This is a genomic window from Nocardioides epinepheli (genome assembly GCF_037936805.1).
In the GTDB taxonomy this organism is placed as follows: domain Bacteria; phylum Actinomycetota; class Actinomycetes; order Propionibacteriales; family Nocardioidaceae; genus Nocardioides.
In genome coordinates this window covers 105,324-131,122 of record NZ_JBBMMC010000013.1, presented here as the reverse complement: position 1 = coordinate 131,122, position 25,799 = coordinate 105,324, and the positions used below count along the sequence as shown (strand labels likewise).

The 25,799-nt window shown below is 70.9% G+C and carries 25 protein-coding genes and 1 pseudogene; 19 read left to right on the top strand and 7 right to left on the bottom strand.

Annotation, left to right across the window (positions count from 1 at the left end; genetic code table 11):
* Positions 1-68 precede the first annotated feature (68 nt).
* The 4 genes from WMR31_RS17220 to WMR31_RS17205 are packed head-to-tail and all read right to left on the bottom strand — an operon-like array spanning position 69 to position 4,796.
* On the bottom strand, positions 69-851 hold the full coding sequence (locus WMR31_RS17220; protein WP_340540106.1) for a cyclase family protein: 783 nt from the start codon (positions 849-851) through the stop codon (positions 69-71).
* Positions 848-2,491 carry a phytoene desaturase family protein gene (locus WMR31_RS17215; protein ID WP_340540105.1) on the bottom strand — a complete coding sequence of 548 codons (1,644 nt, stop codon included), beginning with the start codon at positions 2,489-2,491 and terminating at the stop codon, positions 848-850. The genes WMR31_RS17220 and WMR31_RS17215 overlap by 4 nt, the downstream gene beginning before the upstream one ends.
* A complete protein-coding gene (locus WMR31_RS17210) occupies positions 2,488-3,993 on the bottom strand; it encodes a flavin-containing monooxygenase (RefSeq protein ID WP_340540104.1) in 1,506 nt (501 codons plus the stop codon). Before WMR31_RS17210 ends, WMR31_RS17215 begins: the two co-directional genes overlap by 4 nt.
* A gap of 14 nt (positions 3,994-4,007) precedes the next feature.
* Positions 4,008-4,796: an SDR family oxidoreductase gene (locus WMR31_RS17205; protein ID WP_340540103.1), complete on the bottom strand. Its 789-nt coding sequence runs from the start codon at positions 4,794-4,796 to the stop codon at positions 4,008-4,010.
* A gap of 194 nt (positions 4,797-4,990) precedes the next feature.
* On the opposite strand from WMR31_RS17205, the gene WMR31_RS17200 reads away from it, so the two are divergent.
* The 3 genes from WMR31_RS17200 (at position 4,991) to WMR31_RS17190 (ending at position 8,155) form a co-directional block, all read left to right on the top strand.
* Positions 4,991-5,470 (top strand): hypothetical protein, encoded by a 480-nt coding sequence (locus WMR31_RS17200; protein WP_340540102.1) that lies wholly within the window; start codon positions 4,991-4,993, stop codon positions 5,468-5,470.
* A 104-nt stretch (positions 5,471-5,574) separates the two neighbouring features.
* A complete protein-coding gene (gene thrS, locus WMR31_RS17195) occupies positions 5,575-7,584 on the top strand; it encodes a threonine--tRNA ligase (RefSeq protein WP_340540101.1) in 2,010 nt (669 codons plus the stop codon).
* A gap of 16 nt (positions 7,585-7,600) precedes the next feature.
* Positions 7,601-8,155, top strand: coding sequence for an HIT family protein (locus WMR31_RS17190; RefSeq protein ID WP_340540100.1), 555 nt, complete (start codon positions 7,601-7,603; stop codon positions 8,153-8,155).
* Between the two features lie 30 nt (positions 8,156-8,185).
* Here WMR31_RS17190 and WMR31_RS17185 read toward each other — a convergent pair whose 3' ends face one another.
* From WMR31_RS17185 to WMR31_RS17175, 3 genes are read right to left on the bottom strand one after another with little or no spacing between them, the layout of a single operon-like run.
* Positions 8,186-9,475: a sugar ABC transporter permease gene (locus tag WMR31_RS17185; protein WP_340540099.1), complete on the bottom strand. Its 1,290-nt coding sequence runs from the start codon at positions 9,473-9,475 to the stop codon at positions 8,186-8,188.
* On the bottom strand, positions 9,468-10,310 hold the full coding sequence (locus WMR31_RS17180; RefSeq protein ID WP_340540098.1) for an ATP-binding cassette domain-containing protein: 843 nt from the start codon (positions 10,308-10,310) through the stop codon (positions 9,468-9,470). The genes WMR31_RS17185 and WMR31_RS17180 overlap by 8 nt, the downstream gene beginning before the upstream one ends.
* Positions 10,310-11,458, bottom strand: a complete 1,149-nt coding sequence (locus tag WMR31_RS17175) for a sugar ABC transporter substrate-binding protein (RefSeq protein ID WP_340540097.1) — start codon at positions 11,456-11,458, stop codon at positions 10,310-10,312. Before WMR31_RS17175 ends, WMR31_RS17180 begins: the two co-directional genes overlap by 1 nt.
* Positions 11,459-11,645: 187 nt before the next feature.
* Here WMR31_RS17175 and WMR31_RS17170 point away from each other — a divergent pair, with 187 nt between their 5' ends.
* From WMR31_RS17170 to secF, 16 genes and pseudogenes are all read left to right on the top strand, one after another.
* Positions 11,646-12,830 (top strand): ROK family transcriptional regulator, encoded by a 1,185-nt coding sequence (locus WMR31_RS17170; protein ID WP_340540096.1) that lies wholly within the window; start codon positions 11,646-11,648, stop codon positions 12,828-12,830.
* A gap of 62 nt (positions 12,831-12,892) precedes the next feature.
* Positions 12,893-13,483 (top strand): annotated as a pseudogene (gene pgsA / locus WMR31_RS17165) (phosphatidylinositol phosphate synthase); the annotation flags it as partial.
* Between the two features lie 103 nt (positions 13,484-13,586).
* Complete coding sequence (pdxS, locus tag WMR31_RS17160; RefSeq protein ID WP_340540094.1) at positions 13,587-14,519, top strand: pyridoxal 5'-phosphate synthase lyase subunit PdxS; 933 nt, start codon at positions 13,587-13,589, stop codon at positions 14,517-14,519.
* A 237-nt stretch (positions 14,520-14,756) separates the two neighbouring features.
* Positions 14,757-15,305: an alternate-type signal peptide domain-containing protein gene (locus tag WMR31_RS17155; RefSeq protein ID WP_340540093.1), complete on the top strand. Its 549-nt coding sequence runs from the start codon at positions 14,757-14,759 to the stop codon at positions 15,303-15,305.
* A 32-nt stretch (positions 15,306-15,337) separates the two neighbouring features.
* Positions 15,338-15,967 (top strand): signal peptidase I, encoded by a 630-nt coding sequence (locus tag WMR31_RS17150; protein WP_340540091.1) that lies wholly within the window; start codon positions 15,338-15,340, stop codon positions 15,965-15,967.
* A gap of 41 nt (positions 15,968-16,008) precedes the next feature.
* On the top strand, positions 16,009-16,722 hold the full coding sequence (locus WMR31_RS17145) for an LPXTG cell wall anchor domain-containing protein (RefSeq protein ID WP_340540090.1): 714 nt from the start codon (positions 16,009-16,011) through the stop codon (positions 16,720-16,722).
* Entirely contained in the window at positions 16,715-17,302 is a 588-nt protein-coding gene (locus WMR31_RS17140; protein WP_340540089.1) for a TasA family protein, read from the top strand. The genes WMR31_RS17145 and WMR31_RS17140 overlap by 8 nt, the downstream gene beginning before the upstream one ends.
* The gene (locus tag WMR31_RS17135; protein ID WP_340540088.1) at positions 17,299-18,081 is read left to right on the top strand and encodes a MotB domain-containing protein; all 783 of its coding nucleotides are present in this window, start codon (positions 17,299-17,301) and stop codon (positions 18,079-18,081) included. Before WMR31_RS17140 ends, WMR31_RS17135 begins: the two co-directional genes overlap by 4 nt.
* 67 nt (positions 18,082-18,148) lie before the next feature.
* Positions 18,149-18,751, top strand: a complete 603-nt coding sequence (gene pdxT / locus WMR31_RS17130) for a pyridoxal 5'-phosphate synthase glutaminase subunit PdxT (RefSeq protein WP_340540087.1) — start codon at positions 18,149-18,151, stop codon at positions 18,749-18,751.
* 43 nt (positions 18,752-18,794) lie between these two features.
* Entirely contained in the window at positions 18,795-19,562 is a 768-nt protein-coding gene (locus WMR31_RS17125) for a YebC/PmpR family DNA-binding transcriptional regulator (protein WP_340540086.1), read from the top strand.
* Positions 19,563-19,849: 287 nt separating this feature from the next.
* On the top strand, positions 19,850-20,365 hold the full coding sequence (ruvC, locus tag WMR31_RS17120) for a crossover junction endodeoxyribonuclease RuvC (RefSeq protein ID WP_340540128.1): 516 nt from the start codon (positions 19,850-19,852) through the stop codon (positions 20,363-20,365).
* Positions 20,362-20,961, top strand: coding sequence for a Holliday junction branch migration protein RuvA (gene ruvA, locus WMR31_RS17115; RefSeq protein WP_340540085.1), 600 nt, complete (start codon positions 20,362-20,364; stop codon positions 20,959-20,961). Before ruvC ends, ruvA begins: the two co-directional genes overlap by 4 nt.
* A gap of 1 nt (position 20,962) precedes the next feature.
* Positions 20,963-22,087 carry a Holliday junction branch migration DNA helicase RuvB gene (gene ruvB, locus WMR31_RS17110; protein WP_340540084.1) on the top strand — a complete coding sequence of 375 codons (1,125 nt, stop codon included), beginning with the start codon at positions 20,963-20,965 and terminating at the stop codon, positions 22,085-22,087.
* 154 nt (positions 22,088-22,241) lie between these two features.
* Positions 22,242-22,682 carry a preprotein translocase subunit YajC gene (yajC, locus tag WMR31_RS17105; protein WP_340540082.1) on the top strand — a complete coding sequence of 147 codons (441 nt, stop codon included), beginning with the start codon at positions 22,242-22,244 and terminating at the stop codon, positions 22,680-22,682.
* Positions 22,683-22,684: 2 nt separating this feature from the next.
* Positions 22,685-24,535 (top strand): protein translocase subunit SecD, encoded by a 1,851-nt coding sequence (secD, locus tag WMR31_RS17100; RefSeq protein ID WP_340540081.1) that lies wholly within the window; start codon positions 22,685-22,687, stop codon positions 24,533-24,535.
* The gene (gene secF / locus WMR31_RS17095; RefSeq protein ID WP_340540080.1) at positions 24,535-25,791 is read left to right on the top strand and encodes a protein translocase subunit SecF; all 1,257 of its coding nucleotides are present in this window, start codon (positions 24,535-24,537) and stop codon (positions 25,789-25,791) included. Before secD ends, secF begins: the two co-directional genes overlap by 1 nt.
* Positions 25,792-25,799 lie beyond the last annotated feature (8 nt).

The following is a 25,799-nucleotide window of genomic DNA, read 5'->3' as shown; positions in this document are numbered from 1 at the left end:
GTGCGGGCCGGCGTCGCCCGCCGCAGGACCTGGACGCAGGGTGGGCGGGCGACCCGGCCGGCGTCACCTCACTTGGCCACGAGCGCGAAGACGCGCGACGGCGAGCCGGTGCCGCCGACGATCGGCAGCGGCGAGACCACGATCATCGCGCCGGTGCTCGGGAGCCGGTCGAGGTTCTGCAGGCTGGTGATGCCGTACTTGTCGGCGCCCAGCAGGTGGTAGTGCACCGGGAACGGGGGCTCCATGGCGCCGGCCTGCCCGGCGTCGATCCCGACCGTCTCCACACCGAACCCGCTGATCCCCGACGCCGCGAGCCACTCCGCGCCGGCCACCGAGACCCCCGGCGTGTGCGGGCCGGAGTCGTCGGCGTTGGCGAAGGCGGCGGCGTCCATGTTGTAGCGGCTCCAGCCGGTGCGGAAGAGCAGCCAAGCGCCCTCGGGGAACGCGCCGTGCTCGGCCTGCCAGGCCTCGAAGTGCTCGGGCTCGAGCAGGAAGTCGGGGTTCGCCTCCACCTCGGCGGTGAAGTCCATCACCACCGCCGGTCCGACCAGCCGCGCGGGCTCGATCCGGTCGACCGACTTGCCGTCGCGGCCGCTGGCCCAGTGCACCGGAGCGTCGAGGTGAGTGCCGGTGTGCTCGCCGGTGTGGATGTTGTTCCAGCCCCAGAACGGGCCGTCGTCGTCGAAGTCGCTCACCTTCTCCAGCGACATCGCGATGGTGTTCGCGAACGGCGGCGGCAGCTGGAGGATCGGCGTCTCGGGCGCGAGCGGCGAGGTGAGGTCGATGATCTCGACGTCACCGGAGCCGAGTGCGGTGAGGAGGGTCTCGATGGCGGTCTCGGTGCTGGTCACTGGGGGTCCTCTCGATCGTGTCGGTTGAAGGCGTTCCCGAGGCGTTCCCGGATTCTTCGGGGCGCGGAGGGGCGCAGCAGCGTCTGCGCCACGAGATGGCCGGAGCCGCCGCCGAGCCCGGGGCCAGGATGGGTGAAGGCGCCGATGTGCCACAGGCCGTCGACGTCGGTGCGGTGGCCGGTATCGGAGCCCGGTCGCCACAACAGGCTCTGGTCGAGCTCGGCAGCCCCGCCGTAGGGGTCCCCGTTCACGGCGTTCGGGTTCGCGCGGGTCAGGTCGGCCGGGTTGAGCACCTGGCTGGCCAGCACGCTCGCGCGCAGCCCGGGTGCGTAGCGTTCGATCCGGGCGAGCACCCGGTCCAGGTAGGCGGCGGTGACCTCCTCGGTCCAGCCCGCGCTGACGTCGATCTCGCCGGCGGCGTCGCCGACCGGGTCGAACGGCAGCTCCTGGAGCTGGAGCCACAGGATCGCCTTGCCGTCCGGCGCCCGGCTCGGGTCGAGCACGTACTGCTGCCCGACCACGATGGTGGGCTCGGCCGGGAGCAGCCCGGCCTCGGCCTGGGCGCACGCGATGCCGGTGGAGCCGGAGCCGTCGGCGACGTGGACCAGCGGGACGTCGTCCAGGCGCGAGTCGGTCCAGCGCACCGGCGCGTCCAGGGCCAGGTGCACCTGCATCGCGGCGCGACCAGGCCGATGGCGCGCGGCCGCTCGGGCGCCGTTCGAGCCGGGCGTGGGCAGCAGGTCGCCGTAGAGCCGTGCGGTGGCGGTGGAGGCGAGGATCGCGCGCTCGGCGACCAGCTCACGGTCGCCGACGCGGACGGCGTGGGCACGACCGCCGGCGACCTCGATCGCCTCGGCGGGCTCGCCGAGGTAGACGTCGACGCCCCGCTCGGCGAGCAGCGCCTCGAACGCGGCGACGAAGTTCCCGGCTCCACCCCGGACGACGGGCAGGCCGGCTGCGTGCATGGCGAAGGCCATCACCGGCAGCATCAGGCCGCCGGAGGCGTGGTCGGGGGAGAGCCCGGCGTGCAGGAGCCACGGGGCCCACAGCTGGTCGACCTCCCACCCGGCGTACCGCTCCCGGGTCAGGGCGCGGCCACTCTGTACCGCGGTACGGAGCAGCTCGGTACCGCCTGCCGCGCCGAGTCCGCGGACCGCGCCGAAGCCGAGGGCGGCGATGTCGCGGGCGCGCAGCTCTGATCCGAGTGCTCCGAAGACGTGGGGCGCGCGTTGCTCCAGCTCGGTGAGCATGGCCGCGTAGGCGTCGCGGTCGGTCGCGTGCTCGAAGGCCTCGGCCGTCACGGCGGGGTCACGCCACGCGATCACGGTGCCCTGGTCCGACACCGACGCGGTGACCGCGCCGTCGGGGCTCTCGACGTTGGCGTACTCGAGTCCGTGCCGGTGCAGGTCCTCGCCGAGCGTCGCGTAGGCGCCGCCGGTGACGAAGAGCGGATGCCAGGAGGAGAAGGTGTCGTGGGTGAATCCGGGGAGGGTGAGCTCCTCGGAGGCGATGAACCCGCCGAGCCGGTCGTGCTCGTCGACCAGTGCCACCCGCCACCCCGCCCCGGCGAGCTCGGCGGCGGCCACCATGCCGTTGATGCCCGCGCCGATCACCACTGCGTCGTAGGACGGCTGGGTCATCGAGCGGCCTCTCTCAACCGTCCGGCGGGCGCCTGCTCCCGGTCGGCGATCCGGGCCGCGAGGCGTGGGGTGATCTGACGGTAGTCGCTCGGGTTGACCGGCAACAGCCATTGCTTGGCCTTCACCAGGCTGGACACGTCGAGTCCGACGTCGGAGAGGACCTCGTCGACGTTGTGCATCGAGAACGGGATGATGTTGGTTCCACGCGCGTGCTTGCCCTCGGTGCGCTCGCGCATCCAGGTGAGACGCTCCCGGGTCTCGTGCAGCATCTGCTCGGTCGACGGGGGCGTGTGGTGGCCACCGAGGAAGGAGCCGATCCACACCGCCGACATCTCCGCCGACAGCGGCGAGAAGAACGAGGAGTTGTAGCCGGCGAAGCTGAGATCGGCCACCTGGATCGGATGGATCTGCCGGTACAGCAGGAAGTCGCCGTTCTCGTCCAGGAGCCGGTCCATCACTGCCGCGGGGAGGAACGGGATGTCCTGGGTCCAACCGGTGGCGGCCAGGACGATGTCGGCGCGCACGACCGAGCCGTCGGCGAGCTCGGCACAGGGCAGCCCGTCGCGCTCGACGAACCGGGTGATCGTGGTGTCGCGGTGCACGGTGATGGCGCCGTCGCGCACGCCCTCGAAGAAGCCCTCGCTGGCCAGTGAGACCGTCGAGCGGGCGATGTCGGAGAACTGTCCGGCCGGTCGCAGGCCGAGGCGGTCGAGGTTGAGCTGTCGCGACGACACGGTCTCCACCGTGCCGAGCATCCTGCTCGCCAGCGCCGAGCCCCGGGCGTGCAGCACGCGCTCGGCGCCCAGGACGGTGCGGTAGCGGAACAGGCCCTCGCCCATGCGCGTCAGCATCAGGTACTTGTAGTTGACCGCGTTGCCGACGCGACGCGGCATCTTCCACAGCAGCTCGCGCGCCACGACGTGGGTCGACTCCGCGGCCTTGGCGACCTCGACGGTGACGTCGCACGCCGACTTGCCGTAGCCCACGATCAGCGCGTGCTTGCCGCGTACCTGGTCGAGGCTGTGCAGGTCGCCGGAGGGCATGATCTCGCCGCCCAGGCGCTCGAAGGTCTCGCGGCCCTCGAACTCGGGGACGAACGGCGAGGAGAAGATGCCGCTGGCGAGCACGAGGTGGTCGTAGTGCTCGGTGCCTTCCGGGGTGGTGACGTCCCAGCCGCCGCCCTCGGTGGGCTCGGCCAGGGTGACCTCGGTGTCGAGCCGGACGAACGGCATCAGGCCGAACATCTCGGCGTACCGCTGGAGGTAGGCCTGTACCTGGGCGCCGCTCGGCGCCTCCGGGTAGGCCGCCGGCATCGGCAGGTCGGACAGGGCGTAGGTGCCCTTGTTGTTCTGGGTCTTCAGGCCCGGATAGCGGCGGGTGGCGCTCCACACGCCGCCGACGTCCGGGGCCTTCTCGTAGACGGTGACGTCGTGCCCGAGCTGGCGCAGCACCTTGGCCGACGACAGTCCGGCGAAGCCGGCTCCCACGATGGCGATCTTCATCTGCGTGCCCCTCATCACTCGGTCAGCTTCGGAATGGCCGGCACGTTCTGCTCGGGGCCCATCGCCGAGTAGCCGCCGTCGGCGGCCCAGTCGGCACCGGTGACGACAGAGGCGGCGTCGGAGGCGAGGAAGGCGACGACCCGGCCGACCTCGTCGCCGTCGCCGACGCGGCCGGTGAGGTGGAACGGCGCGGCGACCCGGTCGGTCTTGGCGCGATCGCCGCCCGAGAGGTCGTCCATGATCTTCGACCACGTCCAGCCCGGGCTCACCGAGTTGACCCGGATGCCGTCGGGGGCGAGGTCCATCGCCATCGACCGGGTGAGCTGCGCGATGGCGGCCTTGCTCGCCGGGTAGAGCCAACGGCCGGTCTGGCCGACCTTGCTGGAGATCGAGGTGAAGTTCACCACCGCGCCGTGCCCGCTGCGCTTCAGGTGTGGGTGGGCCTGGCGCACCACCTCGACCATGCTCACGACGTTGACGTTCAGGGCCGTGAGCCAGTCGGCTCGCGAGCTCGCGAAGCCCTCGTCGAGATAGGTCGCGGCCAGGTTGACGACGATGTCGAGCCCGCCGTGGCGCTCGACGGTGTCGGCGACCAGGTGGGCGACCTGCTCGTCGTCGGTCACGTCGGTGCGCACGAAGGAGACCCGCTCCCCGCCGGCCTCGGCGGCGGCGCGGCCACCTTCCTCGTCGACGTCGGCGACCACCACCGACGCGCCGGCGTCGGCGAGCGCACCCACCACCCCGTGGGCGAGGAGCGTGGCGCCTCCAGTGACGACGGCGGTGCGTCCGGTCAGGTCGATCATGGGCGGATCCCTCCAACTCTCGTGCCGACTGGCTGGCGCGACGGCGGTGCTCGGTGACGCAGGACACTAGGAGCAGGTGATGCACGTCACTATCCGCGGAGCGCGGTCGTCGTCCGCAGAGCGCGGACGATCGGACCGAGGGTCACCTCCCGGGGGCATGTACCAGGCTCCGTGACGGTGGTGCAATGGCCGCTATGAGCAGACTTCTCGGGATACGTGCACACCTCGCTTTCGCAGCCGTCATCACGGCCATCGTGGGACTGGCGTTCCTCGCACCCGGCGCGCAGACGGCGTCCGCGGCGTCGGCATCGGACGCGCTCGGGCAGCGCGCCCCGGCGGCCGCGGAGCCGGCTGGGTTCCGCGACGCCCAGCGGCTTGCCAAGCGCTGGGTCGCGGCGGTCAACGCGCGCGATCGTGCCTGGCTGCGTGCCCACACCCGCACCAGGACCTGGCAGGACGCGCTGCGCTACCTCGAGCCGGACGTCGGCGTCGACCACTTCGCCGCGCGCAAGTGCGACCGCCGCGACATCGTCGGCGACCGCCTTCCGCCGAACAAGCGTGCCTGCGCCCTGTGGATGGTCTACCCCGACGGCGAGCGGCAGGCGGGAGCGGAGCTGTACCTGGTGCGCAAGCAGGGGACCTGGCGAGCGGTGTACTACTTCCTCTACGACTGATCTCGCGCCGTCGCACGGGATATCGGGGGGCGTCCGGCCGGCGCCGGTCGATACCATCGGCCGACCGCAATCCGCGGCCTTCCGAGCCCACGAAGGGACCCACCGTGTCCGACATCCAGGTCGTCCGTATCCACGCCGGTGAGCGTGAGGAGCGGGCGACGACGACGGGCACCAAGGCCTGGGAGCTGTTCGCCGACGACCCCGAGGTGATCGCCGCGCGAGTCGGGTCGGCCGCCGGCGGCGAGCACGCCCTGCGCGACCTCTCCTACGAGCTGGCCGACGGTGACGTCGTCGAGGGTGTGCTGATCGACAGCGCCGACGGGCACGACATCCTGCGGCACTCCACCGCCCACGTGATGGCCCAGGCCGTGCAGGACCTCTTCCCCGACGCCAAGCTCGGCATCGGCCCGCCGATCGAGAACGGCTTCTACTACGACTTCGACGTCGACACCCCGTTCGTGCCCGAGGACCTCGACAAGATCGAGACCCGGATGCGCAAGATCATCAAGGAGGGACAGCGCTTCTCCCGCCGGGTCACCACCGACGACGACGCGCTGGCCGAGCTGAAGGACGAGCCCTACAAGGTCGAGCTGATCGGGCTCAAGGGTGGCGGCAGCGGCGGCGAGGAGGCCGCCGAGGGCGCCAGCGTCGAGGTGGGCGCCGGGGAGCTGACGATCTACGACAACATCCGCCGCAATGGCGATGTCGCGTGGAGCGACCTGTGCCGGGGCCCGCACCTGCCCACCACCAAGCGCATCCCGGCGTTCAAGCTCATGCGCTCGGCGGCGGCGTACTGGCGCGGCGATGAGAAGAACAAGCAGCTCCAGCGCATCTACGGCACCGCGTGGGAGTCCAAGGAGGCGCTCGATGCGCACCTGGAGCGGATCGCGGAGGCCGAGAAGCGCGACCACCGCAAGCTCGGGCGCGACCTCGACCTGTTCAGCTTCCCCGACGAGATCGGCTCCGGTCTTCCGGTGTTCCACCCCAAGGGCGGGGTCATCAAGCGGGTCATGGAGGACTACGTCCGCCAGCGGCACATCGAGGAGGGCTTCGACTACGTCGGCACCCCGCACATCTCGAAGGAGGGGACCTTCCAGATGTCGGGGCACCTGCCCTACTACAAGGACACGATGTTCCCGCCGATGGAGTTCGAGGGCGCGGACTACTACCTCAAGGCCATGAACTGCCCGATGCACAACCTGATCTACCGCTCCCGCGGCAGGTCCTACCGCGAGCTCCCGCTGCGGCTGTTCGAGTTCGGGCACGTCTACCGCTACGAGAAGTCCGGCGTGATCCACGGCCTCACCCGGGTCCGCGGCTTCGCCCAGGACGACTCACACTCCTATGTCACCGAGGAGCAGGCGTCCGCGGAGATCAAGCACCTGCTCGACTTCGTGCTCGGCCTGCTGCGCGACTTCGGCCTCGACGACTTCTACCTCGAGCTCTCCACGCGCGACGACTCCAAGCCCGACAAGTTCGTCGGCTCCGAGGAGCAGTGGGAGACCGCCACCGCCGTGCTGCGCGAGGCGTGCGAGGAGTCCGGGCTCGAGCTCGTGCCCGACCCCGGTGGCGCCGCGTTCTACGGGCCGAAGGTCTCGGTGCAGGCCAAGGACGCCATCGGCCGCACCTGGCAGATGTCGACCATCCAGTACGACTTCAACCAGCCGCAGGGCTTCGACCTCACCTACCAGGCCTCCGACGGCACCCGGAAGCAGCCGGTGATGATCCACTCGGCGAAGTTCGGCTCGATCGAGCGCTTCCTGGGCGTCCTGGTCGAGCACTACGCCGGCGCGTTCCCTCCCTGGCTCGCCCCGGTGCAGGTGCAGGCGATCCCGGTGGCCGACTTCGCCGCCGACTACCTGCACGACGTCGCCCGCCGGATGCGCGCCCAGGGGCTGCGGGTGGAGGTCGACGACTCCGACGACCGGATGCAGAAGAAGATCCGCAACGCCCAGCTGCAGAAGGTGCCGTTCATGATGATCGCCGGCAAGGACGACATCGAGGCCGGAGCCGTCTCCTTCCGCTACCGCGACGGTCGCCAGGACAACGGCGTCCCGGTCGCGGAGGCGATCGAGCGGGTCGCCGCCGCCGTCGCGACTCGCGAGCAGGTCTGACGGCTACCCTTCGGCCATGAGCTCCGGGGATGCCCACGACACGGTCCACCAGGACGGCGTCGGGCGCCCCGACGAGCTCGACCGGCTGTGGACGCCGCACCGGATGGCCTACATCCGCGGCGAGAACAAGCCGTCCGATGCGACCGCCGGCACCTGTCCGTTCTGCCGGGTGCCGGCGCTCGCCGACGACGAGGGCCTGGTCGTGCATCGCGGCGAGCTGGCCTATGCCGTGTTGAACCTCTACCCCTACTCGCCCGGGCACCTGATGGTCTGCCCCTATCGGCACATCGGCGACTACACCGAGACCACCGACGAGGAGGCAGCCGAGATCGCCGACCTCACCCGTGCCGCGATGCGCACGATCCGCGGAGCCTCCGGCGCCGCGGGCTTCAACATCGGGATGAACCAGGGCCACATCGCGGGAGCCGGGATCGCCGCCCACCTGCACCAGCACGTCGTCCCGCGGTGGCCGGGTGACCAGAACTTCATGCCGATCATCGGTCGCACCAAGACCCTCCCGGAGCTCCTCACCGACACCAGGGCGCTGCTGGCGCAGGCCTGGGTGGAGTGAGCGCGCCCGACCCCGAGGCCGGGCGCGCCATCACCCTCTTCCGCTGGAGGAGCGTGCGCGACGCGAGACCGAGTCGATCGCGACGGCGAGCAGCAGCACGCCTCCGGTGACCATGAACCTCACCTCGGACTCGACGTTGATCAGGTTGAGACCGGCGGTGATCGCCTGCAGCACCAGCATGCCCAGCAGTGCGGCGTAGGCGGTTCCGCGTCCGCCGAACAGGCTGGTGCCACCGATGACGGCGGCCGCGATCGCGGTCAGGTTGGTGTCGGTAGTGCCGCTGCTCTGCGACACCGTGGTCAGCTGCCCGGCCAGGAGCAGCCCACCGAGGGCCGCGAAGGTGGAGCAGAGCCCGAAGACACTCACATAGATCCAGCCGACCCTGATGCCGGCTCGGCGCGCGGCCTCCTCGTTGCCGCCGACCGCCATCACGTGTCTTCCCCACGTGGTGCGGCGCAGCAGGAGGTCCATCACCACCACCAGCACGACGAACAGGGCGAAGAGATATCCGACCCCGCGGGCGTTGCCGATGCTGAGGTAGTAGCAGAAGTAGCCGAGCCCGCCGGCCATCACCACGGCCTTGACGATGACGACCGCCAGGCTCGGCGGCGTCAGGCCGGCCGCCTTCCGGCGCCGGATGGTCCACAGCTGCGTGCCCAGGTAGACGACCACGCCGAGCGCGACCAGCACGTAGGCCTGAACGTCGGTGAGGAAGCGATCGCGGGCGAACTCACGCAGCCAGTTGCCCTGGGGAAGGGTGATCGTCCCCTTGGAGCCCAGGGTGTAGAGCAGGGCACCCTGGAAGGCGAGGAAGCCGGCGAGGGAGAACACGAAGCTCGGCACGCCGATCACCTGGTGCAAGAAGGCGTAGCCCAGGCCGATGAGCAGCCCGGTGCCGAGCGCGGCGAGGATCGCGACCACGGTCGGCTGCCCGTGGTTGACCACCATCACCGCCATCACCGCGGAGGTGAACCCGGCGACGGAGCCGACCGAGAGGTCGATCTCGCCGAGCAGCAGCACGAGCACGATGCCCAGGGCGATCACACCGGTCGGTGCGGCGAACTGGGTCAGCGTCACCAGGCTCCGCGAGGAGAGGAAGGCTGGTTCCTTGAGGTAGAAGACGGTGCAGATCACGATCAGGCCGACGATCACCGGAAGCAGGCCGAGGTCGCCGCCGCGCAGCCGGTTCAACCCGGCGCGCGCCAGGCCGAGTGGCCCCTGGCTCCGGATCAGGCGCTCGTCGGCGATGTCGGCGGCGACCTCGGAGGCGGTCACGTCGCCGGTGAGATCCGCCGAGGGCCTCTGCGTCTGGTCAGTCATCGGTGCTCCTGCGCGTGCGCGTCGCCCGCGCGGCGACGACATTGTCACTGGCACCGGTGATCGCGGCGACCAGCTGCTCGGTGGTGGCGCTCTCGACGTCGAACTCTGCGGCGTTGCGCCCCAGCCGGAGGACGACGATCCGGTCGGCCACGGCCTGGACGTCGGCCATGTTGTGGCTGACCAGGATCACCCCGAGGCCCTGCTCGCGCAGCCGCTCGATCAGGTTGAGCACCTCCGCGGTCTGGGCGACGCCCAGGGCGGCGGTCGGCTCGTCGAGCATCACGATCTTGGGTGCGCCGACCAGGCTGCGTGCGATCGCCACGGTCTGGCGCTGCCCTCCCGAGAGTGCGGCGATCGGGATCCGCACCGACGGGATCTTCGCCGACAGCGAGCGCAGCAGGCGCCAGGCCTCCTGCTCCATCCCGACCTCGTCGACCACGCCGAGGCGGGACCGCTCCTGGCCGAGGAACAGGTTGGCGACGACGTCGAGGTTGTCGCACAGCGCGAGGTCCTGGAACACCGTGGCGATGCCCAGGGACTGCGCGGCCGACGGCCCGCCGATGCTGGTCTCCTGGCCCTCGAGCCGGATGCTGCCGGCGTCGGGCTGGTAGACGCCGGCGATCACCTTGACCAGGGTCGACTTGCCGGCGCCGTTGTCTCCGACCAGTGCGACGACCTCACCGGGAGCGACGTCGAGGGAGACGTCGCTGAGGGCCTGGACGCCACCGAAACGCTTGGTGATGCCGGCCAGGGAGAGGACTGCCCCCTCCCTGGCCGGTGCTGGGGCCCGCGACGAGTCCGGCGCCGAGGGCTCCGCCGACTTGCTGAGGTCCATCAGGAGATGCCGGCGGCCTGGCAGTCGTCGGCGTAGTCGCCGGTGCACACGTCGGCTGCGGTGTAGAAGCCGTCCTTGATCACGGTGTCGGCGACGTTGTCCTTGGTGACGACGATCGGGGTGAAGATGTAGGAGGGGACGCCCTCGTACTCGGTCTGCTCGATGCCGGTCTCGGAGGTGCCGCTCACCTCGCCGCCGCCCAGGAGCTCCACGGCCACCTCGGCAGCGGTCTCGGCCTCGATCCGGATCGGCTTGTAGATGGTCATGGCCTGCTCACCGGCGAGGATCCGCTGGATGGCGGCCAGCTCGGCGTCCTGTCCGGTGATCGGGGGGAGTGCGTCCAGGGCGACCCCGGCGCCGGTCAGTGCTGCCACCACGCCGCCGGCCTGGCCGTCGTTGGCGGCGTAGACCCCGGCGATCTGGGAGGGGTCGTACTTGCTCAGCTGGTCGGAGGTCCACTGCTGGGCGTTCTCCGGGCTCCAGTCGGGGTTGTCGTACTCCTCGACGATCGTGAGGTCGGAGTCGTCGAGCACCGAGTGTGCGCCGGTCTTGAACTGGGCCGCGTTCGGGTCCGACGGCGAGCCGTTGAGCATCAGGATGTCGCCGGCCTCTCCGACGGCGTCGACCAGCGCCTCGGCCTGCATCTTGCCGACGGTCTCGTTGTCGAAGGACATGTAGTAGTCGGCGTTGGTGATCAGCCGGTCGTAGGCGATCACCGGGACGTCCTGCCCCTGGGCCTCCTCGACCATCCCGGTGGCGCCCTCGCCGTTGACCGGGTCGAGGACGACGACCTGGGCGCCGTCGTTGAGGGCGGTGGTCATCTGCTGGGCCTGCTTGGCCTCGTCCTGGTCGGCGTTGTAGTAGTCCACCTTGCAGTCGGGGCACAGGTCGGCGACCTTCGCCTCGAACATCGGCTTGTCGAAGGCCTCGTAGCGCGTGGTCTTCGACTCGGGGAGCAGCAGCGCGATCGTCCCGCTGGTCGCCCCTCCTCCGTTGTCGCTGGCGCCGTCGCCACTGCCTCCGCCGTCGCCGTTGTCGCCGTTGTCGTCGTCGTTCGCCCCGCACGCGCTCAGGCCGGCGATGCCGATCACGAGAGCGGCGCCCAGGGCAGCCGTCCGGCGGACCGATCGGTGGATCGATGTGCTCACGTCGTGCTCCTCACGTGGATGGTTCCGGACTCCGGTGCCCGGCGCGTGACGAGTGTTGGGCGTCACGCGCTTGTCGTCAAGAGTCGAACGAGAATTGAGCCCCAAGTTGGTATCTGCGGGCCAGATCGTTCGAGAGATGGCCGCAAGGCGTTGACGGTGAGCCTCGAATCGGTGCAGAGTGCCCGCCATGTCCCGCCGGCCTACACCGCCGCCCTCCCGCGCCCCGGGGTCGCCGGCGTCGCTGCGCTCGGCCAACCAGCTGCGGGTGGTCACCCTTCTGCGGGAGAGCCCGGACCTCTGGACCCAGGCGGCGCTGGCCCGGGAGACCGGCTTGGCGCCCGCCACGGTCTCCACGATCGTGCGCGAGCTCAGCGAGCACGGCCTGGTCGACGTGGTCCCGGGCAGCGGTCGGCGCGGCGCGGCCGTCCGGCTCTCTCCGGCGGCCGGCTGCGTGGTCGGCATCGACTTCGGCCATACCCACGTGAGCGTCGCGGTCGGGAGCCTGGCCGGCACGGTGCTGAAGGAGGAGTGGCAGCACACCGGCGGGGGAGAGGACCACCGCGAGGCACTCGAGCTGGCACGCTCGATGCTCGCCGGACTCGGTGCCCTCGAGGCGGCCGCCCCGCCGATCCGGGCGATCGGGCTCGGCCTGCCTGCCCCGGTCTCCGAGGAGGTCGTCGAGTCCGACGCGATCTTTCCCGGCTGGGCCGGGGTCAACGCGCGCGCGGTGGTCGAGGACTTCTTCGGGGTCCCGGTGGTCGTCGAGAACGACGCCAACCTCGGCGCACTCGCCGAGCACCGCGCCGGCGCGGCCCGCGGCACCGACAACTCGGTGTTCATCAAGACCTCGGCAGGCGTGGGCGCCGGGATCGTGGTCGACGGCGCGATCTTCCGCGGTGCGCGTGGCACCGCGGGCGAGATCGGTCACCTGACCCTCGACGATCGCGGCCCCGCCTGTCGTTGTGGAAAGAGCGGCTGCCTGGAGGCCTACACCTCGACGCCGTTCATCCAGCGCCAGGTGGCCGGAGCGCTTCCCGAGGCGCCCGTCGCCGCCGACGTCGACGAGGTGGTCGCGGCCGCGCGCGACGGCAACGTGGCCGCTCGGCGGGCCCTGGAGGAGGCCGGCCTGCACCTGGGCCGCGGTCTGGCGAGCATCGTCAACCTCCTGAACCCCTCGTTGGTCTCCATCGGCGGTGACATGGCGCGGGCCGGCGACCTGCTGCTGGAGCCGGCTCGCATCGGGCTGCGCCGTTATGCCCTCGACCTCGCCGCCGACACGCCCGTCGTGGCCGGGGAGCTCGGGGCGCGCGCCAGCGTCGTGGGTGCGGTCCTGCTCGCCGCCGACAGCATCGTGCTCTCGCCGAGCGGCTGACCGTCCCTGCCGGAGCGCCCCAGCGCGCGCGCCCGGCTCGCGGCAGTTACCCTGCACGCGAGATGTTGGAGAGATTCAGGGACTTCTGGCAGGGCGTCGTCTTGATGCCCTTCGTTCGGCTCTTCATCAGGCTCGGCATCAGCCCGGACACGGTGACCTTCGTGGGCACCCTCGGCGTGTGCGTCGGGGCTCTGGTGTTCTTCCCGCTCGGTCACCTGCTCGTCGGCGTCCTGTTCATCACCGCCTTCGTCTTCAGCGACCTCATCGACGGCAAGATGGCCCGCACGCTCGGGCGTAGCTCGAAGTTCGGCTCGTTCTGGGACTCCTCGCTCGACCGGTTCGGCGACGGCGCCATCTTCGGCGGCCTGGTCCTCTACTTCGCCGGCCCCGGCGACAGCTACCTCTACCTGTGCGTGGCGCTCTACTGCCTGGTGATGGGCTCGATCACCTCCTACCTCCGCGCCAAGGCCGAGTCCCTCGGCATGGACGCCAAGGGCGGGCTCGCCGAGCGTTCGGACCGGCTGGTCTCGATCCTGGTGATGACCGGCCTAAGCGCCATCTTCGACCTGCCGATCCTGATGTACGTCACGCTGTGGGCCCTGGTCGCCGCCAACACCTACACGGTGATCTTCCGGATCCTCAAGGTGCGGCGCCAGGCCGTCGCGATCGACGCCGCCGCCGCCGAGGCGATGGCTGCGCAGGGGATCGCGGAGCCCTCGGCTGCCGGCTCGCCCGGCACGGGAATAGGCTCCGACCATGACGGGCACGACGAGCACCGAACCGACTGACGCCAGCACTCCCACGCACCCCGGCACCGGCACCCAGCGGGTGAAGCGCGGGATGGCCGAGATGCTCAAGGGCGGCGTGATCATGGACGTCGTCACCGCCGACCAGGCGAAGATCGCCGAGGACGCCGGAGCGGTGGCCGTCATGGCTCTGGAGCGCGTCCCCGCCGACATCCGGGCGCAGGGCGGGGTGTCGCGGATGAGCGATCCCGACATGATCGACTCGATCATCGAGGCGGTCTCGATCCCGGTGATGGCCAAGGCGCGGATCGGGCACTTCGCCGAGGCGCAGGTGTTGCAGGCCCTGGGCGTCGACTACATCGACGAGTCCGAGGTGCTCACCCCGGCCGACTACGAGAACCACATCGACAAGTGGGCTTTCACGGTGCCGTTCGTCTGCGGCGCGACCAACCTGGGCGAGGCGCTGCGCCGGATCACCGAGGGCGCGGCGATGATCCGGTCCAAGGGTGAGGCCGGCACCGGTGATGTCTCCAACGCGGTGACCCACATGCGGACCATCCGCCGCGAGATCCGGCGACTCGGCGCGCTCGAGGGCGATGAGCTGTTCGTGGCGGCCAAGGAGCTCCAGGCGCCCTACGACCTGGTGCGCGAGGTCGCGGAGTCGGGCAAGCTGCCGGTGGTGCTGTTCACCGCAGGCGGCATCGCGACGCCGGCGGATGCGGCGATGATGATGCAGCTCGGTGCCGAGGGTGTGTTCGTGGGCTCGGGCATCTTCAAGTCCGGCAACCCGGTCCAGCGGGCCGAGGCGATCGTGAAGGCCACCACCTTCCACGACGACCCCGACATGATCGCCAAGGTCTCGCGCGGGTTGGGCGAGGCGATGGTCGGCCTCAACGTCGAGGAGATCCCGGCGCCCCACCGGCTCGCCGAACGCGGTTGGTAAGCATTTGACGAGCGGTTTGCCAATCCTGGCAATTTTATTGTCAGATGATGTCGACAGCGCAAATGTTCCTGTCGTGTGATCGATATCTCAAAGTTCGTTCGTCAACTCGCCGCTGAACAATGCCGACAGAGTCACTAGAGAATGCGGCTCCACCGCGTGCTCCGCCCGATCCGGGGACACGCACGGTGTGCCCCGGCCAGCTCCTGGGTTCCCCCCAGCCCGTCCGAAGGCACACTCATGAACAAGAACGCAAAGGGCGGCCTCGCGGCCGCCGCGGCCGCCGTCCTCCTCCTCGGCGGCGCCGGCTCGCTCGCCTACTGGAACGACGCCCAGACCATCAGCGGCGGCACCATCGGTGCCGGTCAGCTCAAGCTGGACGCCGCCGCCTGCAACACCGCCGGCTGGACCGTCTCCAACGCCGTCGAGGGCGTCACCAACGTCGCCTTCAACCCCGCGACCGAGAAGGTCGTCCCGGGCGACGTGCTCACCAAGACCTGCAACGTCGCGATCACCGCGGTGGGCAAGAACCTGCGCGCCAACCTCAGCGTCACCCCGCCGACCACCGGCGCCGGCACCACGATGGCCACCGACAGCTTCAACCTCTCCGGCACCTTCACCCGCGCCGGGCAGCCGGTGAGCGTCGTGCGGTCCACCGACGCCGACAAGACGATCGTCGCGACCATCACCCTCGCGTTCCCGATCAAGACCACCGTCGACAACACCTCGCAGCTCAAGGACGTGAACCTGAGCGCGATCACCGTCACCGCCACCCAGGCGACGGCCTGACCCTCGCCACCGAGCGAGCATCAGGCACGGCGATGACGAGTCCGACGACGACCGGCCCCGAGCTGGCAGGCGACGACGCCGCGACGACCGACGCGGGCACACCCGAGGACCCCTCGAGTGCGAACGCGGTCACGGCGCGCGGCGTCGTCGGCTGGCTGGGCCAGGTGACGATCTGGCTGTTCATCCTCGCCGTCCTCGCAGTGCTCGCGATCGCCCTGGTGATCCCTCGCATCGGCGGAGCCACGCCCTACACGGTGCTCACCGGCTCGATGCAGCCCGGACTGCCGCCCGGGACCCTCGTGGTGGTCAAGCCCGTCGACACCGACGAGATCGTGATCGGGGACGTGATCACCTACCAGCTCGAGTCGGGACGTTCGGCGGTCGTGACCCACCGCGTGATCGGCGTGCGCACCGGGGTGGACGGCGAGCCCGAGTTCCTCACCCAGGGCGATGCCAACACCGCGGCGGATCCCGAGCCGGTGCGGTCGATCCAGGTGCGCGGGCGGCTCTGGTACGCCGTCCCGCATCTCGGTCGGGTCAACACCATCCTCACCGGCGAGCAGCGCCAGATCGGCGTGTACGCGAGTGCCGCCGCCCTCGCGCTCTATGCCGGCGTGATGTTCGCCGGCGGTCTGCGCGAGCGGCGCCGTCGCGCCACCTGACAGCCCAGCAACAGTTCGCACCATCGAGAAGGGGGAGAGACATGCATCGCGTGCGCATCGACGTTCGACGCATCGGCGTGCTTCTTCTCGTCCCCATCGCGATCTCCCTCGCACCGGCGCCGGCTTGGGCCGGCCCGTCGGAGGACGACCGGCTCGGCCTCAGCAGTGACGGGACGCGGTGGGGTCACTCCCTCGAGCCGCTGTTCGCCCAGGACGAGCGCTGGGTCCCCGGCCAGACCCGCACGGCGACGTTCCACGTCCGCAACCAGGGCTCCGACGCCGGTCTCCTCACGGTCACCCTCGCCGAGGCGGCCCGCGACGGACTGCGGCGATCGGGACACCTCCATGTCGCCGTGCGCGCCCACGGTGCGCCGTGGACCTCGACCGCCGCGACCGGTGAGCAGGTCCTCCTCGACGCCGCCGGCCTGGACGCCGGTGAGTCGTTGCGTCTCGACGTCAGGGTCGCGCTCGACGCGGCCGCGCCCAACGCCACGATGCTCCAGAGCAGCGACCTCGACTTCCGCGTCCGGCTCACCGACGCCGACGCGACCGGGCCCCACCCGACCTCGCGACCGACGCCGGATCCGACCGACCGGCCGCAGGCCGCTCCCGGCAGCGACTCGCCCGCGGCGATCCTCCCCGAGACCGGAGCCGCGGTGACGCCGGCACTGGTGTGGCTCGGCCTGGCGCTCACCGGCATCGGTGGGTTCCTGCTCGCCCTGCGCCGGAACCGAGTCGAGGAGCGTCATGGCTGAGCCTTCCGCGACCGACCGCCGCTTCGCGCGGAGCCGGATGATTCTCGGTGCGCTGGCGCTGCTCGGTGCGATCTGCCTGCTCCTGGGCGGCCAGGGAACCTACGCCTACTGGACCGACGCCGCCACGGTGACCGGCTCCGGATTCTCCAGCGGCAGGCTCGACCTGACCGTCAACGGACAGCAGGGCAACCCCACGGCCTATGCCGCCACGAACCTGTCGCTGACGACGATGGTGCCGGGCGAGAGCGTCGCGGCCAATCTGTCGATCGCCAACGTCGGCGACGCCGACTTCACCTACGCCCCGACGGTCAGCACCGGGGGCGGACTCGGACCGGCGCTCGAGGTGCGCATGTTCGTCGGTGGCAGCGAGACCGGCGACGACAACACCTACCCGCGCACCGAGACCTGTGCTGGCGGCACCCCGGTGGCCTCCGGCGCGGTCGCCGCGCGGCTCAACCGCGGTGCGTCCCAGACCCTGTGCGTGCAGGTCACCCTCCCCGCGAGCACCGGCAACGCCTACCAGAACGTGACCACCGGCTCGGTCTCGATCGCGCTCCTGGCTACCCAGGTGATCGCGTGAGCGCCGCGAAGCAGGCCGGCGCCCTGCTCGCCGCCCTTGCGGTGGCGGCCGTCGTCCTCCTGGCCGGGGGAGCCGGCACCCTCGCGGCATTCACCGACCCCGCCACGGTGCGCGCCGGAACCGCCGCCGCACCCGACTCCGCCTTCACGTCGGGGAGGATCGCCACCCCGGCCACGCCCACGACGTCGGCGCCCTCGTCGGGCCCGGTGCAGCTGTCGTGGAGCGCCACCGCGGCAGGACTCGGCACGGCCGATCGCTACGAGATCCTGCGGTACACCTCGGCGTCCGGTGGCACGCCGGCGATCGTCTGCACGACGGCCGCACTGACCTGCACCGACGCCGGCCCGGTGGCCGGCCAGGTCTGGTACGCCGTCCGGGCCCGGATGGGCGACAGCTGGACCAACGAAGGCGCCCGCATCGCCTACGCCCCCTCGACCGCCACGCCCCCGGCGGTGGTGATCCCGGTCCCCCTCGGCGGCTGCTCCGGCTCGGTGGCGTGCGGCACGGCGTCGTCCGCGTCCGGGATCGCCTCGGTCGAGTACATCCTGCGCCGCACCCTGTCCGGCGGCGTCGCGCAGTGCTGGGACCCGGTGCTGCGCTGGCAGAGCGCCGGCACCGCGACCTGCGCCTACCGGCCGGCGTCCTACTACGCGCCGGACTGGACCATCCCGGGCTCGCCGGGGCAGGGGATCAAGGACCCGGCGACCTACGTTCTCACGGTCCGGGTGACCGACAACCTGGGCAACCAGACGATCCAGTCCGCCACCACGACCATCTGACCGGCTGACCGGCTGACCGCTCGGGCGCGCCCGCGGGCGGCGTGGCCCGCGGCCCTACGATGCGCCGGTGACGACCATCGGCGTGCTCGCCCTCCAGGGCGACGTCCGCGAGCACCTACGAACGCTGACCGGGCTGGCAGTCGAGGCGGTGCCGGTGCGTCGCCCGGCCGAGCTCGACGACGTCGACGCACTGGTGCTGCCGGGCGGGGAGTCCACCACTATGGCCAACCTCGCCGAGGCCTTCGGGCTCCTGGAGCCGCTGCGCGACCGCATCGCCGGCGGGCTGCCGGTGCTCGGCACCTGCGCCGGCATGATCCTGCTCGCCGACCGGATCATCGACGGCGCCGCGGTACCGGGTGGTCAGCGGACGCTCGGCGGGCTCGACGTCACCGTCCGGCGCAATGCCTTCGGACGCCAGGTCGACTCCTTCGAGGACGACCTCGACGTCGCGGGCGTGGCGGGCCCCGTGCACGCCGTCTTCATCCGCGCGCCCTGGGTCGAGCAGGCCGGTCCGGACGTCGAAGTGCTGGCGCGCGTGGCCCGCGGACCGGCCGCCGATAGAATCGTCGCGGTCCGTCAGGGCCACCTGCTCGCCACGTCCTTCCACCCCGAGGTCTCCGGCGACGGTCGGATCCACCGACTGCTCCTCGACCTCGTGAGCGGTGCGTGAGGCAGGGACCGCAGACGCTTCACGAGGTTCAGAAGAGGAACGCATGTCCGGGCACTCCAAATGGGCGACCACCAAGCACAAGAAGGCCGCCATCGACGCCAAGCGCGGCAAGATGTTCGCCAAGCTGATCAAGAACATCGAGGTCGCCGCGCGCACCGGCGGCGGTGACCCCGCCGGCAACCCGACGCTCTACGACGCCATCCAGAAGGCGAAGAAGTCCTCGGTCCCCAACGACAACATCGACCGCGCCGTCAAGCGCGGGTCCGGTGCCGAGACCGGTGGCGCCGACTACCAGACGATCACCTACGAGGGCTACGGCCCCAGCGGCGTCGCGATGCTCATCGAGTGCCTCACCGACAACAAGAACCGCGCCGCCATGGAGGTCCGCACCGCGATGAGCCGCAACGGCGGCTCCCTGGCCGACCCCGGCTCGGTCTCCTTCCTCTTCCACCGCAAGGGCGTGGTGATCGTGCCCGCCGACCAGGAGGGCAAGACCGTCTCCGAGGACGACGTCCTCGAGGCCACCCTCGAGGCCGGCGCCGACGAGTGCAACGACCTCGGCGAGGCCTTCGAGGTCGTCTCCGAGGCCACCGACCTGGTCTCGGTCCGCACCGCCCTCCAGGCCGCCGGCATCGACTACGACTCCGCCGAGGCCTCCTTCGTGCCCGACAACAAGATCGAGCTCGACAAGGACGGCGCCGCGAAGTTCTTCCGCCTCTTCGACGCCCTCGAGGATCTCGACGACGTGCAGAACATCTTCGCCAACTTCGACGTCTCCGACGAGATCATGGAGGAGCTCGAAGACGCCTGAGGGCACCGCCTGAGACGAAGTGCCTCGGCGCCCTCCCGCGCTCGCGTCCGACTGGGCGGCCCATCCCTGAACTTGGGGGCCGATATATCGCCCTCCCAGTTCAGATTTCCCCGGTCGACCGGGGAAATCCCGGGACGCGCGCCGTGCTCAGACCCACCCGGCAGCCCACGCAACCTGCGCGAGCGCAGCGTGTCGGGCGCCGGCGTCGGAGGACGGCGTCGTACGGTGGACTCCGAACACACGTTCGATGATCTGACGACGAGCTGAGGAGGGCCCGGGTGCGCGTGCTGGGCATCGACCCCGGGCTGACCCGGTGCGGACTGGGCGTGGTCGAGGGAAGTGTCGGTCGCGCGCTGCGACTGGTCGACGTCAACGTCGTGCGCACCTCCTCCGACCTCCCGGTGGCCCAGCGACTGGTCACCATCGAGAAGGGCGTGGCGGCGTGGATCGAGGAGCACTGCCCCGACGCCGTCGCGGTCGAGCGGGTCTTCGCCCGCTCCGACGTCAGCACCGTGATGGGCACCGCCCAGGCCAGCGGCATCGCGATGGTGGTGGCCGCCCGGCAGGGACTGCCGGTCGCCCTGCACACGCCCAGCGAGGTCAAGGCCGCCGTCACCGGCAACGGCCGGGCCGAGAAGGCGCAGGTGGGCTCGATGATCGCCCGCATCCTGCGGCTCGAGGCTCCGCCGAAGCCGGCCGACGCCGCCGACGCGCTCGCGCTGGCCATCACCCACATCTGGCGCGGAGGCGCCCAGGCCCGGATCGACGCCGCGCTCGCCGCGGCCGGCAGGAGGACCCGATGATCGCCTACGTCCGCGGCCAGGTCGCCGCGCTCACGCTCAGCAGCGCCGTGGTGGAGGTCGGCGGTGTCGGCCTGGAGGTGATGTGCACCCCCGGCACCCTCGCGACCCTGCGCACCGGGGCGAACGCCACCCTCCCGACCAGCATGGTCGTGCGTGAGGACTCCCTCACCTTGTTCGGCTTCGTCGACGACGACGAGAAGGCGATCTTCGAGCTCGTCCAGACCGCCTCGGGCGTCGGCCCCAAGGTCGCCCAGGCGATCACCGCCGTGCTCGCACCCGACGACCTGCGCCGCGCCATCGCCTCCGACGACGTCAAGACCCTCACCAAGGTCCCCGGCATCGGCCAGAAGGGCGCCCAGCGGATCATCCTCGAGCTCAAGGACCGCATCGGCGCACCCACCGGCGCGCGTCCCGGTGCCGCGGCACAGCCGACCGCCGCTCCCTGGCGCGACCAGGTGCACCAGGGGCTGATGGGTCTGGGCTGGAGCGCCAAGGACGCCGAGAAGGCGGTCGATGCCGTGGCGCCCGAGGCCGGCGACGCCCCCGACGTCGGCGCCCTCCTGCGGGCGGCGCTCCGTTCGCTGAGCAAGGCCTGACATGAACGACGACGACCTGGCCGCCGCCGAGGAGCGCCACCTACGCGCGATGATCGGCCCGGACGCCGACCTCGACCTCGATCCCGAGGCTCCCTCGATCACCGCCGCCGAGGCCGAGGGCGACGAGCGCGCCATCGAGGCGGCGCTGCGCCCGCGCACCCTGGAGGAGGTGGTCGGTCAGGCCCGGGTCCGCGAGCAGCTCGGCCTGGTGCTCGAGGCGGCCAAGCAACGCGGTCGCGCTCCCGACCACGTCCTGCTCTCCGGGCCGCCCGGGCTGGGCAAGACCACGCTCGCGATGATCATCGCCGCCGAGCTCTCCGCGCAGCTGCGGCTGACCAGTGGCCCGGCGATCACCCACGCCGGAGACCTCGCGGCCATCCTGTCGGGGCTCAACGAGGGCGACGTCCTCTTCATCGACGAGATCCACCGGATGTCGCGCCCGGCCGAGGAGATGCTCTACCTGGCCATGGAGGACTTCCGCGTCGACGTCGTCATCGGCAAGGGCCCCGGCGCCACCGCCATCCCGATCGAGATCCCGCCGTTCACGCTGGTAGGTGCCACCACGCGCGCCGGCCTGCTCCCGGGCCCGCTGCGCGACAGGTTCGGGTTCACCGGCCACCTGGAGTTCTACGAGGCCCACGAGCTCTACCGGATCGTGCATCGCTCCGCCGGCCTGCTCGGCGTCCGGCTCACCGACGAGGGGGCGGCCGAGATCGCGTCGCGCTCGCGCGGCACCCCCCGGATCGCCAACCGCCTGCTACGCCGGGTCCGCGACTACGCCCAGGTGCGCGCCGACGGCGTCGTCAGCCTCGACGTCGCCCACCGCACCCTCGACCTCTACGAGGTCGACCGCCTCGGCCTCGACCGGCTCGACCGCGCCGTCATCGACGTCCTGTGCCGGCGCTTCGGCGGGGGACCGGTCGGTGTCTCCACGCTCGCCGTCGCGGTGGGGGAGGAGCGGGAGACCGTCGAGGAGGTCGCCGAGCCGTTCCTGGTGCGGATGGGCTTCCTCGCGCGCACCCCCCGCGGCCGGATCGCCACTCCGGCCGCCTGGGAGCACCTGGGTCTGCCTCCCGCGGGGAATGACGACCGATCCGGCGACGAGGGAACTCTGTTCGACCCCTGAGTCGTTGAGCCCCACAGAGACGAGCGCCGAAACGGCCGGGGATTCCTCAGGTTTCGCGGTCGGGCGGCTAGACTCGCCTGTCGGTCGATCCGCTGGTCGCGGATCGCCCGCTTCTGTGCGTTGAACTGCTGTCGAGCCGAGGGGTCTGCTTCACGTGGAAGGGCTGCTTGGGCTGTTGCCCTTCGTTGCCATTATTGCGATCTTCTGGCTCCTGATCATCCGGCCGCAGCAGCGGCGGCAGCGACAGACGATGCAGCTTCAGGCCTCCATCGAGGTCGGCGACGAGGTCATGTTGACGTCCGGCTTCTTCGGCACCGTCGTGGCGCTGCGCGAGGATCGTGCCGACATCGAGTTCGCGCCCGGCGTCGTGATGAGCGTGATGCGCGCCGCGATCGCCTCGCGGACCTCCGACGAGGCGTCGGCTCCGTACGAGGAGGTCGACGAGTTCGACGAGGTCGATGAGACGGACGACATGGCGGCGCGCGACGACGTCGAGCATCCGCGCCTGGAGAAGCGCACCACCGACCCCGCTCCCGGTGCGGGCGATGACGTAGACCCCTCGGCGCCGGGCGCGCCGAAGGCTGGAGAGAGCTGAGCATGGCGGCGAAGAAGCAGGCCCACCCCGGACGCGTCCTGGTCGCGTTCCTCGTCGGGCTCGGAGTCCTCTACGGGCTGGTCGCCCTCGCCGGCTCGTGGACCCCGGCGCTCGGGCTCGACCTCCAGGGCGGTACGCGGATCACCCTGCAGGCCAAGGGCTCTCCCAGTTCGGAGAACCTCAACGAGGCGCGCTCGATCATCGACCAGCGCGTCAACGGCTCCGGCATCTCCGAGGCCGAGGTGATGACGCAGGGCGGCGACGTCGTGGTCGTCGAGATCCCGGGCGATCTCCGGCAGGACCTGGTCGAGGTCGTCGAGCGCCAGGCCCAGCTCCGGTTCCGGCTCGTGGGCTGCGACGAGACCCGCGGCTGCCAGCCGCCCACCGGGGCGAACCCGCAGCAGCCGCCCGCCGAGCAGCTGCCGACCCCGCCGCCCACCACGGACGCTCCGACGACCGGCGCTCCGTCGACGACCGCCACGGACGGTGCCAGCGACGGCCAGGGCAACAACCGGGTCGCGCCGTTCGGGCAGGACGACCCCACCGACCCGCCGTCAGACTCGCCCTCGGACTCCGCGACGAACTCGCCGTCCGACCTCGCCGGCAGTCCGACGGACTCCGCGACGACCCCGGCGTCTCCGACCGACTCGCCCTCGGCGCCGGCGGAGTCCTTCGAGGAGACCGCCGTGGTCCCGCTCGACCAGGCACTGGCCTTCATGCGCGGCGGCTACACCCAGGCCGACTACGACCTCTTCAACGCCTACCAGTGCGGCGAGGACGGCACGATCAGCAAGGTGCAAGGCGCTCCGGCCGACCTGCCCGACACCCCGGTCGACAACCCCCTCAAGCCGTTGGTGGCCTGTGAGCCGCCCGAGCCGGCGTCCGGGAGCACCCCGGCCCGCCCGTCGGTGAAGTACCTGCTCTCGCCGGCCGTCATTGCCGGCACCGACCTGAAGGACGCCAGCTACGGCATCCCGCAGAACGAGCTGCGCTACGCCGTCACCCTCGAGATCGGCGGCAAGGGCAAGGACGTCTTCACCCAGGCCTCCCAGCAGCTCACCAAGGACGTCGACCAGTTCGCGATCGTCCTCGACGGCGCAGTGCTCACCGCGCCGACCTTCACCTCGCAGATCACCGACGGCAAGGCCCAGATCTCCGGCAACTTCACCGAGACCCAGGCCAAGGACCTCGCCACCAGCCTGAAGTACGGCTCGCTGCCGATCACCTTCGAGTCCTCCACCGAGAACATCGGGCCCTCCCTCGCCGGCGACCAGCTCACCGCCGGGCTCACCGCCGGTGCCTTCGGCCTCGGCCTGGTGCTGATCTACTGCATGTGCTACTACCGCGGCCTCGGCCTGGTCGTGGTGGCCTCGCTGCTGGCCGCGGCGGCGGTCACCTACTCGCTGGTGCTCCTGCTCAGCGAGACCGCAGGCTTCACCCTCACCCTCCCCGGCATCGCCGGACTGATCATCGCGGTCGGTGTCACCGCCGACTCGTTCATCATCTTCTTCGAACGCATCAGAGACGAGATGCGCGAGGGCAAGTCGATGCGGGTCGCGGTGGAGACCGGGTGGAAGCGCGCCAAGGTCACCCGGCTCGCCGCACAGGTGGTCTCGCTGCTCTCGGCGGCGGTGCTCTACATCTTCGCCACCGGCGCGGTGAAGGGCTTCGGCTTCGCGCTCGGGCTCACCACGATCGTCGACCTCGCGATCCTCTTCTGGTTCACCAAGCCGATGGTGTCGTGGCTGGCCCACTTCAAGTTCTTCAACAGCGGACACCGGCTCTCCGGCCTCAGTCCCGAGACACTCGGCATCGACGGCCCCACTGCCGCGCCGGCCGGAGGGAGGGCCTGATGGGCAAGTTCTCACGGCTCGGCAACGAGCTCTACACGGGCCGCAAGTCCTACGACTTCGTCGGGCGTCGTCCGCTCTGGTACGCCATCACCGGTGTCATCGTGCTCGCCGCGATCGCGGCGATCCTGATCCGTGGCCTCAACTTCGGCATCGAGTTCACCGGCGGTAACGAGTTCCGGGTGCCCGTCAGCGGCGGGGCGACCCAACAGGTCGCCGACGACTACGGCAAGGTCGTGGCCGAGACCGGGGTCGCCGGCGCCGAGTCGCCCACGGTCACCACCGCCGGCAATGCGGTGCTGATCCAGGTCGAAGACATGCCTCAGGCGGACGTCCAGGCCATCAAGGACGCCCTTGTGAAAGCGGCGGGCGTCTCTCCCGACGACGTGTCGAACTCCGACATCGGCGCCAGCTGGGGAGAGGCGGTCGCCAAGCGAGCCGCCCTCGGTGTCGGGGTCTTCCTCGTCCTGGTGCTGATCTTCATCGCGCTCTACTTCCGTGAATGGAAGATGTCGGTGGCGGCCTTCGTGGCCTTGGCCCACGACGTCGTGATCACCGTCGGGGTCTATGCCCTCTCCGGCTTCCAGGTGACGCCGGCGGCGGTCACCGGACTCTTGGCGATCCTCGGGTTCTCGCTCTACGACACCGTCGTGGTGTTCGACAAGGTGCGCGAGAACACCCACGAGATGCGCAAGAACCGGCAGACCTACGCGCAGGCCGCCAACCTCGCGGTCAACCAGACCCTGGTCCGCTCGATCAACACCGGCATCGTGGCGCTGATCCCGATCGGTGCGATCTTGTGGGTCAGCGCCGCCCAGCTCGGCGCGAGCTCGCTGCAGGACCTCGCGCTCTCGCAGTTCGTCGGCATGGCCGTCGGCGTGTACTCCTCGGTCATCCTCGCGCCCCGCGTGCTCGTGCAGCTGAAGTCCAACGAGGACGAGGTCAAGCTCGCCGAGCGACGCGCCAAGGCGCGCGCCCGCGCCCAGGTCGACCGCTACGCCAGCGTGCCGTCGTTCACCGAGGACATGCCGGTCGGCCGCGATCCCGACGGCGAGGAGGACGAGGAGATCGAGATCGAGGTGGTCACCGACGACGTCGAGTCGACCCCGTCCTCGGGTCGCCCGACCCTCACCAAGCCGGACTCCAGCGCCACCGGACGCGGCCGCACGGTCCCGCCCGCCCGCGGTCCGGTGAGCCGCAGCGCGAGCTCGGGGCGCAACCAGCCGAGTCGCCAGTCCAAGTCCAAGCGCGGGAAGTAGGGCCGTCG